The organism is Cryobacterium sp. Y57 (genome assembly GCF_002929505.1).
GTDB lineage: Bacteria > Actinomycetota > Actinomycetes > Actinomycetales > Microbacteriaceae > Cryobacterium.
On record NZ_PJJL01000033.1, the window covers coordinates 1 to 12780 of the forward strand.

Sequence of the window (12780 nt, forward strand, 5' to 3'; positions counted from 1 at the left end):
GAGACTGATGTCGTAATACGGTGACTCCGGTATTTCACCGGAGTAACCGATGCGGATCATGGTCCCGCCGTACTGATTCTGCACCTCGGGAATTGTCCCATACGCTTCCGCACGGCCGCCTTTGAGTAGGATCACCCGGTCGCACAACCGCTCCACTTCCTCCATCTGATGCGTCACCATCAACACCGTGGCCCCCGCCCGTTTTTTCTCCTCGATGATGTCCATCAGCAGGCGCCGGTTTACCGGGTCGAACCCCTTCGTAGGCTCATCCAAGATGAGCAGTTCCGGGTCGTTCATGATCGTGACACCGAGCTGGACCTTCTGCTGCTGACCGCCCGAGAGCTTGTCGATACGAGCCTTCGCCTTATCCCCCAAACCCACCCGCTCGAGATAGTTCAAAGACCACGACACCGCAGCCTTCTTACTCAACCCTTTGAGCTGACCCAAGTACGTCATCACAGTCAGGACGGATTCCTTCTTATACAGTCCCCGCTCCTCCGGAAGATAGCCCAGACGGCTGCCCGCCTCCGGCGTGAACGGACGCCCCTCAATATGGAGGACACCCGCGGTCGGCAGATAAATCCCCAGCAACGCCCGAAGCGTGGTGGTCTTACCCGAACCGTTAGAACCGAGGAAACCAAACGTCTCCCCCCGTCTCACATCGAAAGAAAGATCCTCGATGACTGTTGTGCCGGCAAAATCCATTCGAAAATGCTCAATATGAACAAGCGGCTCTCCGCGAGAAATCACGGGTATTGCGGGAACGGGCTTCATCACAAGGCCACCAAAAGTAAGGGTGCTTCTTCTCGTTGTCGGGGGCTTGCTCTCAGAGCCAGCCCTAGCAAACGATGAACTCCACCCCGCCGAACAACAGCGATAACAACCCTGGACATACTCGTGAAACGCAAATTTCCCCCCATGTACTTGTCCCCATCCTTGCCCATCAGGGTGACAACGCTCAAACCGAGAGCGCCGGCCGCACCAGCAATCAGACGTTTCACTGCCTGCCCTCCCCGGCCTCCTCTTCGATACGGTTGCATCGAATCACTGGATTTGCAAGCAGATTCTCGGCTTCATGGTGCGCGACCAGCACTCGTTGTCTTGTACAGTAGGTGCAACAAGGGGAGTACTCCCAACTGCAGTAGGTCCGACAATACGAATGCGTTGTAGCATTCCGGGCCGCTGGTTCTGATGTCAGAGCGGAGGAGACCTTGGCATCGTGTTCACGCCAACCCCCTTGGAGTACCCCATTAATATCTCGCCCGTAATCTGGATCATCACCCTTGCGGTGACGATCGCGTTCTTCGTCTACGAGTTCTTCGCGCATGTGCGCAAGCCTCACGAACCGACAATTGGCGAGTCAGCTCGCTGGTCTGCGTTCTACATCGGCCTCGCTCTCGTGTTCGGCGTCGGTATCGGCATGATCTCGGGTTGGCGGTTCGGCAGCGAGTATTTCGCGGGATACCTGACCGAGAAGGCCCTCTCGATCGACAACCTCTTCGTCTTCCTGCTGGTCATGAGCGCGTTTGCCGTGCCGAAGATCTACCAGCAGAAGGTACTGATGGTGGGCATCATCATCGCGCTCGTCCTGCGCGGCATCTTTATCGCCATTGGCGCGACGCTCATCGAGAACCTGTCGTGGATCTTCTACGTTTTCGGCGCCCTCTTGCTCTTCCTGGCCTACCGCCAAGCGTTCGGCAGTCACGAGACCGACCCTGCCAACAACGGGTTCATGCGGTTCGTGCGCCGTCACCTGTCGGTGACCGACGACTACCATAAAGACAAGCTCACGGTGAAGATCGATGGGAAGCGGTTCGTCACCCCAATGCTGTTGACGATCGTCGCGATCGGCTTCGTCGACCTGATCTTCGCCGTCGACTCCATTCCCGCCATCTATGGGCTCACGAACGAGGCGTACATCGTCTTCACCGCGAATGCCTTCGCTCTGATGGGGTTGCGCCAGCTGTTCTTCCTCATCGGCGGGCTTCTTCAGCGTCTGGTCTACCTGGCTCAGGGTCTCGCGGTCATCCTCGCGTTCATCGGCGTGAAGCTTGTCTTCCACGCCCTGCACATCAACGAGCTGCCGTTCATCAACGGCGGGGGGCCGCTTTTGTGGGTTCCCGAGATCCCTATCTCGTTCTCCCTTCTGTTCATTGGCTCCACGATCACCGTGGCCACCGTTGCGAGCCTGATCAAGACGCGCGGCACCCGATCCTGGCCCGATGCGCCCACCCCCATCGGCTCTCCCACTCAGAAGGAACACTCCAAATGAGCATGACCTCGAAGCTCGCCGGCCTCGCTCAGAAAGCACTGAACAAGTCCGGTTCGTCGGACCGTGGCTCCAACTCCAACTCCAACTCCAACTCCAACTCCGATGACTGGCGTTCCATCGTTCGAAGCGCAGCGGATGCCCTGATCGGCGACGGTCGCCCGGCTTCATCCGCTCGCCCGACGGCTGTGCCCGCCCCGGTGCGCCAGACTCCAGCGTCACCAGCCGCCGTGCCATCAGCCGTCGTGAGCGACGCCGATCGGTCGGCGATCGCGCGCGACGACTATCTGCTCAAGACGGCCGATCCGCGTCAGATCGAGCAAGTGCATCGCGAAGCGTTCGAGCGTCACACCCCGGTGCAGCGTTCTATCGGGAACGAAGCCGAAGTTCTAGCGATCCGAAAAGCACCGACCGTCGAACGCGCTGGATCGAAATGATCGACATCGCAAGAATTAACCTCCAAACACACCGAATCGTCTAGAGCCGGCTCAATCCTCGGCGCGGAGGTAGACATAGACGGTCTCACGGCTGATCCCAAACTCACGAGCCAGCACAGACTTCGGCACACCAGCAGCAGCCTTCTTGAACCCAGAACCGACGCGAAATACGCCGATTTAGACCTATTCATGGGCGCACGAAAAATCTGATCAACGGCGGTTTTAGAGAGATGCCCGGGATTTGAACCCGGGACCGAAGTTCTCATCATCAAATCTCGACGATTTTGGCCGAATCAAAACCCTGATCAGATGCAAATTACAGTAAGGCGACCGGGACTTGAACCTGGGACCGACGGTTTGCGCCGGGCATTTCTAAACCGGACTTGATCCGGCCTGATACCTCGATTGATCTCGACTTAACTGGACCTGATCAGGAGGTTCTTGTGTGACATGTCTCTACTCTTATCTCAACATCTCATCCTGTTTCGGTCGGTCTCGGGCAATAACCGTTGAATAAACGTGTGTGCGTCAAGTCTTCACGTGCTGAGGTCGCTACCCGTGGGGCGTCCATTGAGGAGATTCTTCGTGAATCGCGCAATGTCGTCCTGCAGTCCGGCGTAGGCCTGCTCAACGGGGCTCTCTGACCGGAGTAGAGCGTCCACGGCCTCGAGCGCTGAGGTGTGATGATCGACCGGGGAGCGCGCACGTTCCACGCCTCGGCTTTGACGATGAGGTCATCGAGAGTGATAGCGGCGTGGCTGTATTTTCGGTTGATAGCCACCGCCATTTTTCCGTCGCTGTCGAAGTGCGTCTGCGGAACAACATCGTAGGCCAGAGTGATCCTCGTGCTGCCGTCTGAGAGGTGGAGCATGCTGTTGTTTTTGGCGTGCATATCGAGATTGCCAACGGCCTGCGAGACGGTCAGGAGTCGGAGGAGTTGCTCGACGGAAGCGCGGTCGCCGTCGTGACCGAGGACATCCGCTATCCGCTTGAGGGAGACCTTGCCGCCGAACTCTCGATACTTCATCGTTCTTTGATGCGCCGAGAGCTTGGTTCATGTCTTCCTGGTGAATGCGTCCCTGCGGGGTGTGCCGTGATCGGTCATATCGCTCGATCACGAGGCCGGGGACTCCGCCGAAGTTCTCGATCCAGGTGTCAAGCGTGGTGAGGCCTGCAGCTTTGGCCGCGCGGAAGCGGTATTCCTCGTTGAAGGTGATGGTCGGGTAGCGCACGGACGGCGGCTTGATGATGTGGGTCGACCGGTACCCATCGAGGACCTGAAACCAGTGATCGCCCTGTCGTGCGAGCACGATCTTGTCTTGGACACCGGCCAAGGACGTGCGGCCGAACTTCGGCCGGTCGCCCAGCGGAGCGGTGTGAGTATTGGTAACCATCAGCCCAACTTCAGCCGCGTCAACTAGCGCGGCAGCAGGCGCACGCGGCTCCCCCGGCGCCTCTGGGTCGTATATCTAAATGGCGCCGGCTACGTCGCGGCCGAACCGTGCCAAGAGTGCACTGGTGTTGTCGGTGGAAACTCTGATTTCGGCGGCGAGGTTGTCGAGAGCAGTGCCTTCCGGCAAAAGTTCGGCGAAGAAGTTGCGTCGACGCGCTGCCCGGCTGCGGTTACTGATGAGGTCGAACGGCACCGACGCGGAGAGAATCGTGCTGCCGAGCCCAAAAGTCTCGATCACATTCCTCTCCGTGACGAGATCAAAAGCGCGACGGTCCGTGCCGACCAGATGCCCGACCAGCTCGCCGTAGAGTTCCACGCGCAAGTCACCCACGGGGCTCGTCTAAATTGTCATCGCGGGGCTCGACGGCGCCGTCATCGACCTCCATGTACATTCGGATACCGGTCTCCCGCATGATGGCGAAGATGCGCTCGAGCACGATGGTGTTCTTGCCGGACTCTAGGCCCCAGATGTACTTCTGGTCGGTGTCCAATCTCTCCGCGAGATCGCGCTGCGTCAAACCGTTCACGAGACGGCCCTGCTGCAGCATGCGGCCAAGTCCCTCAGTGCCCTTCACTTCTCCACGTGCAGCCATGACACTCTCCTGACGACGGTCTTATTACCTTCATTTTACGTGATGGTAATATCACCGTCACGGGAGGCGAAGGTTTTATTACCGTCACGATGAGGAGTGCTGAACCCGGCAACTTCTGGAGCGCACAACCACGGCGGTCGGTGATTGCCCGAGCTTCGGCGATTCCCGATGGACTTGCCCGCCGATCGGATCAACGATTGTGAGGCCATTACCCGCGACACCACGATTATCGTGGACCAGCCCCAGCGGGGTCACGAAGACCTCATCCAGTCGTCCGCATGACCATCGGGCAAACGCAGAACAGCGCCTTCATGCACTGATACTCGCGGTCCAGGGCAACCGCTCCCGACGCGAACGATTATGAGCCATCGGGCCGCAAGCGGCTTTCAGCGTCCAAAGCGACGCCTAAGTCAACAACTCCGGCATCGTCCGGTATGACCAACGTCTTCTGGGTCAATCACGCTTCGAGCACTCCTGACGGTAGGAGATCTTCATTGGTGCTTCGAGGGCCGTTGGAGATGAGTGGACTTAGTTCACGTCCAACAGTCGCGAGGGCAGCGAGGTCCGGGCAGGTTTTCATGATCACTGCCCCGAGCCGCAGCGGTTGACTGATAAATGGTGAATGGCTGGAAGCCAGGCGAACGACGTGAGTGCAGCGGAGAGCCATCTGTTCCTGTAGCGCCGGGCTGAGCGCTCGGTCCTGCTCACATTTGACATAGGTGCTTTCGACGTTTGTCCAGGCGACGCGTTGTGGCACGCCGCGGCCGTGACCCGGCTGCTGTGGCACGAGCAGTCCCGACGCCCAGGCACTGAGAGAATCCGTGCAGTCGGCATACAGAAGCTCCCGAGCGTACTCAGTCGGGATGCTGGTCGTTTCGTCCGTGTTGCGCCGCACCGCCTCGTTGACGAGAGCGCCCGTGCCGCCAAGGAGCGCACCGCTTTCACCTGCGGCTGGCACGAATGCCGCGACGTAGATGAGGTGTCGCACTCGATCGAGGCCGGTGATAACCGAACCCCCATACGAATGCCCCAGGACAACCGGCGCTACCGGAAGCGTGTCCACGACACTTTGCACAGCCGCCGTGTCGTTCGTGAGCGAGCCCCGATGCAGGCGCGGAACGTGCACGCCGATCCCGTGCGCACGAAGAACGGCTGTCAGACGATCGAAATGCGCAGGCTGATGCCATAACCCGTGGACGAGAATGACATCCGGTCGATGACTCATCCCCCCCCAGCGTAGGGGCGTCACGGGCGTCGCCATCTCCAAGGAACGCTCGCCGGGCTTCTCCTAGACTCGGTCCCATAACTGGCAATGTGGTTCGGGGTGCATACGCCGATCGGGCGGAGGAGTACACGGCGCTGCTCGGATCGATGGCTAACACGCACGAATCGGATCAGCGGCTTATCGCCCAGTGGGCGCACCACCTACGGGGAGCGGTCATCGACGCGGGATGCGGCCCTGGACATTGGACCGAATTCCTCAAAAAGCGTGGTGTCGATGCGGAGGGTATCGATCACGTTCAAGCGTTCATCGTGCAAGCGAGAAAAAGATTTCCGGCGGTCCCGTTCCGAGTCGCGTCGCTGGGCGATATCGGGGTCCGAGACGGATACGCAGCTGCAATTCTTGCGTGGTACTCCGTTATCCACCTTGCCCCGAATGACTTGCCAGCGGTTTTGCGCGAGTTCGCCCGCTGCATTGCTCCTGGAGGCAGCCTCCTCCTCGGCTTCTTCGAGGGTGACACCGTCGAGCCGTTTCCGCACGCCGTTACGACCGCCTACTTCTGGCCTATCGGTGAGATGAGCACGCAGCTCGAGGCCGCAGGGTTTCACGTTCAGGCGGTGAACACCCGAACCGATCCGGGTACACGGTCCCATGCCGCGATCATCGCCCAACGAATCGATAGCTCAGCGCCCTCAGAAATTCCGTGCTAGCCACGAGCTCCCACACCGATTCATCCAAGGAACCTCAAAGGTCTAAAGCTAAACAGCCTGTGTCATAAGCCGAACCCTCTTCGGGACTGATTTACGTTATCGCGAAGAATCACGCGCCGCAGCCGTCGCGCCGCAGTAGTGCTTGATCGATAGTCTGGCTCTATGCCCATCCAGACCGTCGGCGCCACGCGCTCCCCCGCCGTCGCAGTGGGGACTGTACTCCTGGGATTACTCGTACTCTAGATGGCGCAGCCGGTCCTTCCCAGTTGGACTTGCGCGCCCAGTCTTCCGGCGGTGTGCCCGCCACAGTTGTTGCCCGTCCGTGCGTCGCTGATCAGCGCAGGCATCTTGTCCGCGCTACTGGCGACCGTATTGGTTGGGCTGCTGCTCCGGCCCAGATCAAACCGGTGGCTCGGCGAACAGTCGCAACGGACAGCATGTGCCGTTCCGATCATCCTGGTCTTGACCGTCGTTGCGCACTTCGTGATACCGCAGTCCTGATTCCAAACTGCTCGCCAGACCGCAACACCTCGCGCCCATAAGCCGGACCCCCTGCGCGACGGATCCGCGGCCAATCGGGCCGATTGCCGAGCGCCCAGATTCTGGGTCAGTGGGGGGACCGTAGCTGGTCGCCCGGCTGGAGCGCCGTGCCGGCTGCGCACCCGAGCTCTCCGGGCTGAAGCAGAATCTTGGGCACCTGCAACACCTGCACGCCGTCAACGTCTCGTTTCACGAGCAGGCAGTCGTCCCCATCGCCCATCGCGAAGCCGACGTCGCCGTCGACTACCGTCGCCTCGGGATCGAACGCGACCTCACGCTCACCGGTCGGCTGCGGCATCCGCTTGACGATCTCGGCGACTATGTCGTCAGCGGATGCCGCGGACGGCGCGTTTGTCAGCACCTCGACGACGAGAGCCTCCGCTCCGTCGGGAACAACGTCAACCAAGCGGGTGTCGACCGGAGGGGGGATGCGCTTTGCGTCCGGCGGGCAAGCGATGTCGTGGGCGACCGCTGTGTCGTCGCTCCATTCGCCGGGCTCCTCGATCGCGACGCCCCAGAAATCAAACTGCGACTCAAAGCAAGCGACGTGCGGCCCTTCGTTCGGGGTGGGCTGCATCGTCGCACGAAACTGCAGCGCTCCAACTGGTTCGCCGTGGATCGCGCCGGGATATGGTTCGTAGCCGATCAACTCGACTACGGTCGATTTCTCGGTGTCGGTGTCAGCCCAGCGGGCATAGTCATCGATCACCTCCGTCCCCTCACGGTAGAGACCCCGAGAGATGTCAGCGACTGCCTTGCGCGCCGACACTTGTGACACCGCGTCCGACGCCGGGACTGCTCCCGCGCAACCAGTGAGCGTGCCGCACACCGCGAGGGACAACCATGCGACGGGGCTCGGACGGTGTCGGTTCGAAACGGAATGGCGCACGTTGTTGATCAAACCACAAGTCGGCCGGATGTTGTTGTGTGGGGGATGGCCCACATCGGCACGGCGTCAACGCCGAAGGCGAAGTCAAGCGGTGGTAATCATGTCATCGACGGTACCGCGGCCCCCGCCCGCAAGGGGGACGGCGACCAGGACACGCGAACAGCCGATCCGCAAGGGGAACCTGCTGTGGGACGGCGACCACTGCATCCATCCCGGCGTTTCGCCGTACCGTAATGTGGAGTCATGGCAGCGTCGAACTGGGACGAACTCACGGGTGGACTCGCCGACGACGATCTCGCGAAAATCACCGTGTTCCGCGACTTCTGTCGTGGTCTGCCCGATGTAGATGAACGCATCCAGACCTCCCAAGTCGCGTATGCCCGAGTGCGGGTATTCACGTCGGGTTACATCAAGAGTCATTATCTTGAGCTCGGCGTCGAGCTGCTGCGCGAAGTCAGCGACCCGAAACCCCGCACCACGTTCGCCACCTCGAAGAGGGTGACGATGCATCGCTACAGCTTGCGCCATCTCGAACAATTCGACGACGCGATCCGAGCGCTGATCCGCGAAGCATCGGAGACGGTCGGGCCGGGTACCCGCACCGGCGGTACCGCGGACTGACGGAAGCCCTGTCACCAGAGCCAGAAAAGCCCATCGTTGCGACGACCGGTTGAATCCGCCAAACCCCATACGGGACGCCACGCGCCCGTGCTCGTCGCATTGTAAAGTTTAACACGTGGTGGCGGTGCCAGTGCCCTAAAAGGGGAGCCGGCCACGAGCGCAGACTCATTTAGTTAGCCGTAAAGCGCGTGTTCGACACAGGACCAATTCACGGCGACATTGTGACCAGTTCATTCACTCAAGAGCAGAATGGACATTGCCGCGACGATGGGGGAAAGCAGATGTCATTAGCAGCGCTTTCGAGCTCAAGTGTCAAACCTGGGCTCACGAATCGGACACGACGAGGCCCCACGTTCGTACTTGCTCTTGTGGCAGTCGTGACTCTGCTCACTGGGTGCAGCAGCACGGCTGACGGTGACACCGGTGCGCCGGGGAAGCCTCTCCAACTTCGGCTTGTGCTTTCCTTCGTTGAAGGTTCATGCAGTGCGCCGGCTTTGACCTCTGACGGCGCGGCCACCGTGTGCGACCGGGCGGGAACCATCACGTATGAGTTGGCACCGGTGCTGGGCGTGATCACACCGGATTCCGTAGCGCTTTCCGAGGATCAGGGATCACCGCTCTCCGTGTCCCTGGGTCTTAATGACGCAGATATCGTCACTTTCGGCGATGTTTCTCGGGGAGCCCTGAACAAGAACTTGGCGATTGTCCTCGATGGCCGGGTCCTCACCGCACCGCTCGTGCAGGACGCCCTCACCACCAGCCCGTTGACGCTGGCCTTTGCGACTGCAGCCGAGACTAAGCAGGTTGCCGCAGACCTAGGGGGCACTGCGACTCCCTAATCTTGACGGGCTCGGCTACTACCGCGGGAAACGCTGACCGGATTGACGGGGCGGTTAGTCGTCCCTCGGAGACTCGCCCTTGAGAGCTTGGACTATCGAGGAATCGCGCATTGGCGCGCTTGACCCACCCCAAAAACGTTACCTGCACTGGCAAAACCGACTGCAACGTACGGGTCCCCACGCGACAACTCGGGGCCACGTGAGCATGAGCTCGAAGATTGAGAAAACGAGGCTCAGGAGCGCAAGGCCCGCGCGAACTTGGCTGTCCGCCGGAACGATTGACCGCTCCCGTGCACTCGTGCGAACCGTTGCGGTGAGGTCCCCATATTGTCGACGATACTCGCGTCCAAGTGAAGCGCACCAGAAGGGGAACCCCAAACGGGACGACGGTTCCTAAGTCGCGCGTCTTCCCTCTTTCCTCATTGGGAACTTGGAGGGCAACTAGTGTATGCCCGGAGTGGATCGGCATCCGTGCAGGTGCATATCGCTTCGTCCAGGTCGGTTCACCTCGCCAAGCCACCCTTGAGCGCAGTCCTTTGCGATGGGAGATTCTTGGTCGCCGTGTAGGTGACGGGCGAGAGATTCTCGCCGAGCCGAGGCGCGATGCGCCGCGGCTCGATAGCGACTAACTCATTGGCAATCCGCTGCACCTTGCTGCCGGCGCGAGTCGCATCGAGTAGAGAGCGCCCCTTTGTTGCGGGAGTGTCGATATCGAGTCCGGGCAAAAAATAGTATTCATCAGGCTTGAAATTTCGGAAGCCATTATCAACTAGCGTTGAATTATGTATTCATACAATTTTTACGGCGTCGCCGCAATGGCCGGAATAGTCGCAGCATATATAGTCTGCTTCGTGCTTTTGGCTTTACTCGGGCGATTGATACTCGTTGCAACCCAAGCACTCCGCTCTTATACTCTGGCCAAGAATCTGCAGATGGATCTGCTACTTGCGGACACAAATGACGAAGACCTAAAGAAGTAGGCCATCTAAAGAAGAACACCGCGGTGGCCACGTTTCGTCCCGTACAAGGGGCCAGCTTACGAAACAGAATACGTAACACGCCGAGGGTCGGCGAAGTCATCGCTGTTTCCGTCGACGGGGTGGCGGGATTCGTTCCAGGTGCAGTCGCCATTCGGGTTGAAGTGCTCCCAATATCCTTTTCAGTTCATGGGGACTAAACCACGCGACTAGCCCAGTTGCGCCCGTACCGCGAGCGGGACCCCCTACGGGACGCTAGGAGACTGTCGTCGAGCGCACGCGCGTTCAGGAGCCAACAGGCTATTTATTTGACACATGTCCGATTCACTGCGAGGTTGTAAGGAAGTTCGGAGTGCCGCAACGATGGGGGAACGCAAAATGTCGACTACAGCATCGCGAAGCTTGGATGTCAGACCCCGACTCAATAATCAGGCGCGTCGAGGTCCAACCCTCTTACTTGCTCTTGCAGCCGTCGCGATGCTTCTCACGGGGTGCAGCACCACGGCCACCGGCGACACGAATTCGCCGGGGAAACCTCTTCAGCTTCGACTCGTGATCTCCTCCAGTGACGGTCCATGCACCGCGCCGGCCCTGACCTCGGACGGCGCAGCCTCCGCGTGCGACCGGGCAGGAACCACCACATACGACTTAGCACAGGTGCTGGGTGTGATCACACCAGACTCCGTAACGCTCTCCGACGATCAGGGATCGACAAACTCCGTGAACCTTGATCTCAATGACACAGATACCGCTACGCTCAGCGATGCTTCTCGCGAGGCGCTGGAAAAGAATCTGGCGATCGTTCTCGACGGCCGAGTCCTCTCCGCACCGCTCGTGAAGGATGCCCTCATCAGCAGCCCGCTAACGCTGGTGTTCGGGACCGTATCCGAGGCCCAGCAGGTCGCCGCAGACATGAGGACTGCAACAACTCCTTGATCGCACCCAATCGACCTCGACTCCGGGATTCGACGGCATGCAGCACACCCCTTCCAACTTCGTAGACGCACGGAAATGAGCTCGTACCACTTCAGCCGACGCCTCGACTACCCCGTATGGGGAACCGTCAACGCGAACCCGTCAATTACCCTATGGTTCCCCTAGAATCGTTTCGTCATGATGTTCACGCGCCGTATTCTCGCCGCCCTGCTCGTCGCGGTTCCGACCGTGGCCGTCGGAATCGTGGTGATGCAATGGATGCCGTTGCCGAACCCTCTGAACGTGCAGTGGTCCGGTACCGAGGTCTCGAACACGCAACCGTTGTGGATGTTCTTCCTGCCTATCGCGGCTTTAACGCTCGGTGGCTTCGCCCTGGCCATCGCCACCGTCGTCGATCGCGACCACGAGGAGCCCTTTCGAGGAACGCTCTACATCGCGGCGGTATTGACTTCAGGCAGCGCCGGGGCCTGCTGGGCGCTCCTCGCGATGAACCTTGGCTATGCCGCACCAACCGGTCCGGCCTTCCTCGGCGCGCTGGCGCTTGCGCCGGTGTATGCCCTGCTCCCGTTGGCGGTCGTCGGCATCCACGCACGGCACCGATCAAGACATAGTGGAGGACCTCATATAGACCGTCACTCCTGATGCGCGGGTCCCACGACTTCGACCGTAAGCCGGACGCCCACCGGGGCACCTAAACACGCGATCGCCGGCTTGGGTCCGTTCCAATAAGGGAACGGCGGATTCAACCGGTCGTCGCAACGATGGGCTTTTCTGGCTCTGGCAATAGTCGTTGCATGGCTTGAGCGGGTGTGCTGCCGCCGAGTGTTTTGCGCGGTCGATCGTTGAGTTCGGTAGCGACTTCGAGTAGCCGCTCGGGCGAATGGACGGATAAGTCGGTGCCTGTGGGGAAATATTGGCGCAGCAGCCAGTTGGTGTTTTCGTTGGTGCCCCGCTGCCACGGCGAATGCGGATCACAGAAGTAGATAGCTATCGTGGTGGCCAGCGTGATCTGCCGGTGCTGGGCCAGCTCGGTGCCTTGGTCCCATGTCAGAGTCTTCACCAAGTGCTCGGGGAGAGTCTTAATGGCGGCCAACAGCCCCTCGCGAACCGTGATCGCGCCGTGGCCACCGGGGAGGTGGACGAGCATTGTGAACCGGGTCTGACGCTCCACCAACGTAGCGATCGCCGACCGGCAGTGTGACCCAAGATTAGATCTCCTTCCTTACGATGTTGTGAGTGTCGGAGGCGGAGTAATGTTCCGGCAACCCTCGGGCGATGGGTATGGCTGAGGTCT

Annotated in this window: 14 protein-coding genes and 2 pseudogenes; 7 read left to right on the forward strand and 9 right to left on the reverse strand. The window is 60.2% G+C overall.

From position 1 onward, the window contains the following. Window positions 1–705, reverse strand: a 705-nt coding sequence (locus tag CXY72_RS00540) for an ABC transporter ATP-binding protein (RefSeq protein ID WP_104125789.1), incomplete at its 3' end; no start/stop codon positions are given. 544 nt (window positions 706–1249) lie between these two features. Between CXY72_RS00540 and CXY72_RS00545 the strand changes: the two genes are divergently transcribed. Together CXY72_RS00545 and CXY72_RS00550 are read left to right on the forward strand one after the other, a co-directional pair. Further along, complete coding sequence (locus tag CXY72_RS00545) at window positions 1250–2272, forward strand: TerC family protein (RefSeq protein ID WP_104125802.1); 1023 nt, start codon at window positions 1250–1252, stop codon at window positions 2270–2272. Continuing rightward, on the forward strand, window positions 2269–2706 hold the full coding sequence (locus CXY72_RS00550; RefSeq protein WP_104125790.1) for a hypothetical protein: 438 nt from the start codon (window positions 2269–2271) through the stop codon (window positions 2704–2706). The genes CXY72_RS00545 and CXY72_RS00550 overlap by 4 nt, the downstream gene beginning before the upstream one ends. A gap of 51 nt (window positions 2707–2757) precedes the next feature. On the opposite strand, the gene CXY72_RS20295 is transcribed toward CXY72_RS00550, so the two are convergent. The 6 genes and pseudogenes from CXY72_RS20295 to CXY72_RS00580 form a co-directional block, all read right to left on the reverse strand. Continuing rightward, a complete protein-coding gene (locus CXY72_RS20295) occupies window positions 2758–2835 on the reverse strand; it encodes a helix-turn-helix domain-containing protein (RefSeq protein ID WP_370446180.1) in 78 nt (25 codons plus the stop codon). A 346-nt stretch (window positions 2836–3181) separates the two neighbouring features. Continuing rightward, on the reverse strand, window positions 3182–3733 hold the full coding sequence (locus CXY72_RS00560) for a HipA domain-containing protein (RefSeq protein WP_104125791.1): 552 nt from the start codon (window positions 3731–3733) through the stop codon (window positions 3182–3184). A gap of 13 nt (window positions 3734–3746) precedes the next feature. Beyond that, window positions 3747–4100 (reverse strand): annotated as a pseudogene (locus CXY72_RS20450) (HipA domain-containing protein); the annotation flags it as partial. A 75-nt stretch (window positions 4101–4175) separates the two neighbouring features. Beyond that, window positions 4176–4490 carry a HipA N-terminal domain-containing protein gene (locus tag CXY72_RS00570; protein WP_104125792.1) on the reverse strand — a complete coding sequence of 105 codons (315 nt, stop codon included), beginning with the start codon at window positions 4488–4490 and terminating at the stop codon, window positions 4176–4178. Continuing rightward, window positions 4483–4752, reverse strand: coding sequence for a helix-turn-helix domain-containing protein (locus CXY72_RS00575; RefSeq protein WP_104125793.1), 270 nt, complete (start codon window positions 4750–4752; stop codon window positions 4483–4485). The genes CXY72_RS00570 and CXY72_RS00575 overlap by 8 nt, the downstream gene beginning before the upstream one ends. Window positions 4753–5209: 457 nt before the next feature. Then, window positions 5210–6013 carry an alpha/beta hydrolase gene (locus CXY72_RS00580; RefSeq protein ID WP_370446179.1) on the reverse strand — a complete coding sequence of 268 codons (804 nt, stop codon included), beginning with the start codon at window positions 6011–6013 and terminating at the stop codon, window positions 5210–5212. Window positions 6014–6123: 110 nt separating this feature from the next. On the opposite strand from CXY72_RS00580, the gene CXY72_RS00585 reads away from it, so the two are divergent. Beyond that, window positions 6124–6684, forward strand: coding sequence for a bifunctional 2-polyprenyl-6-hydroxyphenol methylase/3-demethylubiquinol 3-O-methyltransferase UbiG (locus CXY72_RS00585; RefSeq protein WP_104125803.1), 561 nt, complete (start codon window positions 6124–6126; stop codon window positions 6682–6684). A gap of 607 nt (window positions 6685–7291) precedes the next feature. On the opposite strand, the gene CXY72_RS00590 is transcribed toward CXY72_RS00585, so the two are convergent. Then, on the reverse strand, window positions 7292–7933 hold the full coding sequence (locus tag CXY72_RS00590) for a hypothetical protein (protein WP_146070978.1): 642 nt from the start codon (window positions 7931–7933) through the stop codon (window positions 7292–7294). A 423-nt stretch (window positions 7934–8356) separates the two neighbouring features. Between CXY72_RS00590 and CXY72_RS00595 the strand changes: the two genes are divergently transcribed. From CXY72_RS00595 to CXY72_RS00620, 4 genes are all read left to right on the forward strand, one after another. Then, window positions 8357–8734, forward strand: coding sequence for a DUF5655 domain-containing protein (locus CXY72_RS00595; protein ID WP_104125796.1), 378 nt, complete (start codon window positions 8357–8359; stop codon window positions 8732–8734). 494 nt (window positions 8735–9228) lie between these two features. Next, window positions 9229–9573: a hypothetical protein gene (locus CXY72_RS00600; RefSeq protein WP_104125797.1), complete on the forward strand. Its 345-nt coding sequence runs from the start codon at window positions 9229–9231 to the stop codon at window positions 9571–9573. A 1529-nt stretch (window positions 9574–11102) separates the two neighbouring features. After that, on the forward strand, window positions 11103–11486 hold the full coding sequence (locus CXY72_RS00615; protein WP_146070980.1) for a hypothetical protein: 384 nt from the start codon (window positions 11103–11105) through the stop codon (window positions 11484–11486). 177 nt (window positions 11487–11663) lie between these two features. Beyond that, on the forward strand, window positions 11664–12128 hold the full coding sequence (locus CXY72_RS00620) for a hypothetical protein (protein WP_104125801.1): 465 nt from the start codon (window positions 11664–11666) through the stop codon (window positions 12126–12128). Between the two features lie 100 nt (window positions 12129–12228). Here the strand turns inward: CXY72_RS00620 and CXY72_RS00625 are convergent. After that, window positions 12229–12707, reverse strand: a pseudogene (locus tag CXY72_RS00625) (IS30 family transposase); the annotation flags it as partial. Window positions 12708–12780: the final 73 nt, after the last annotated feature.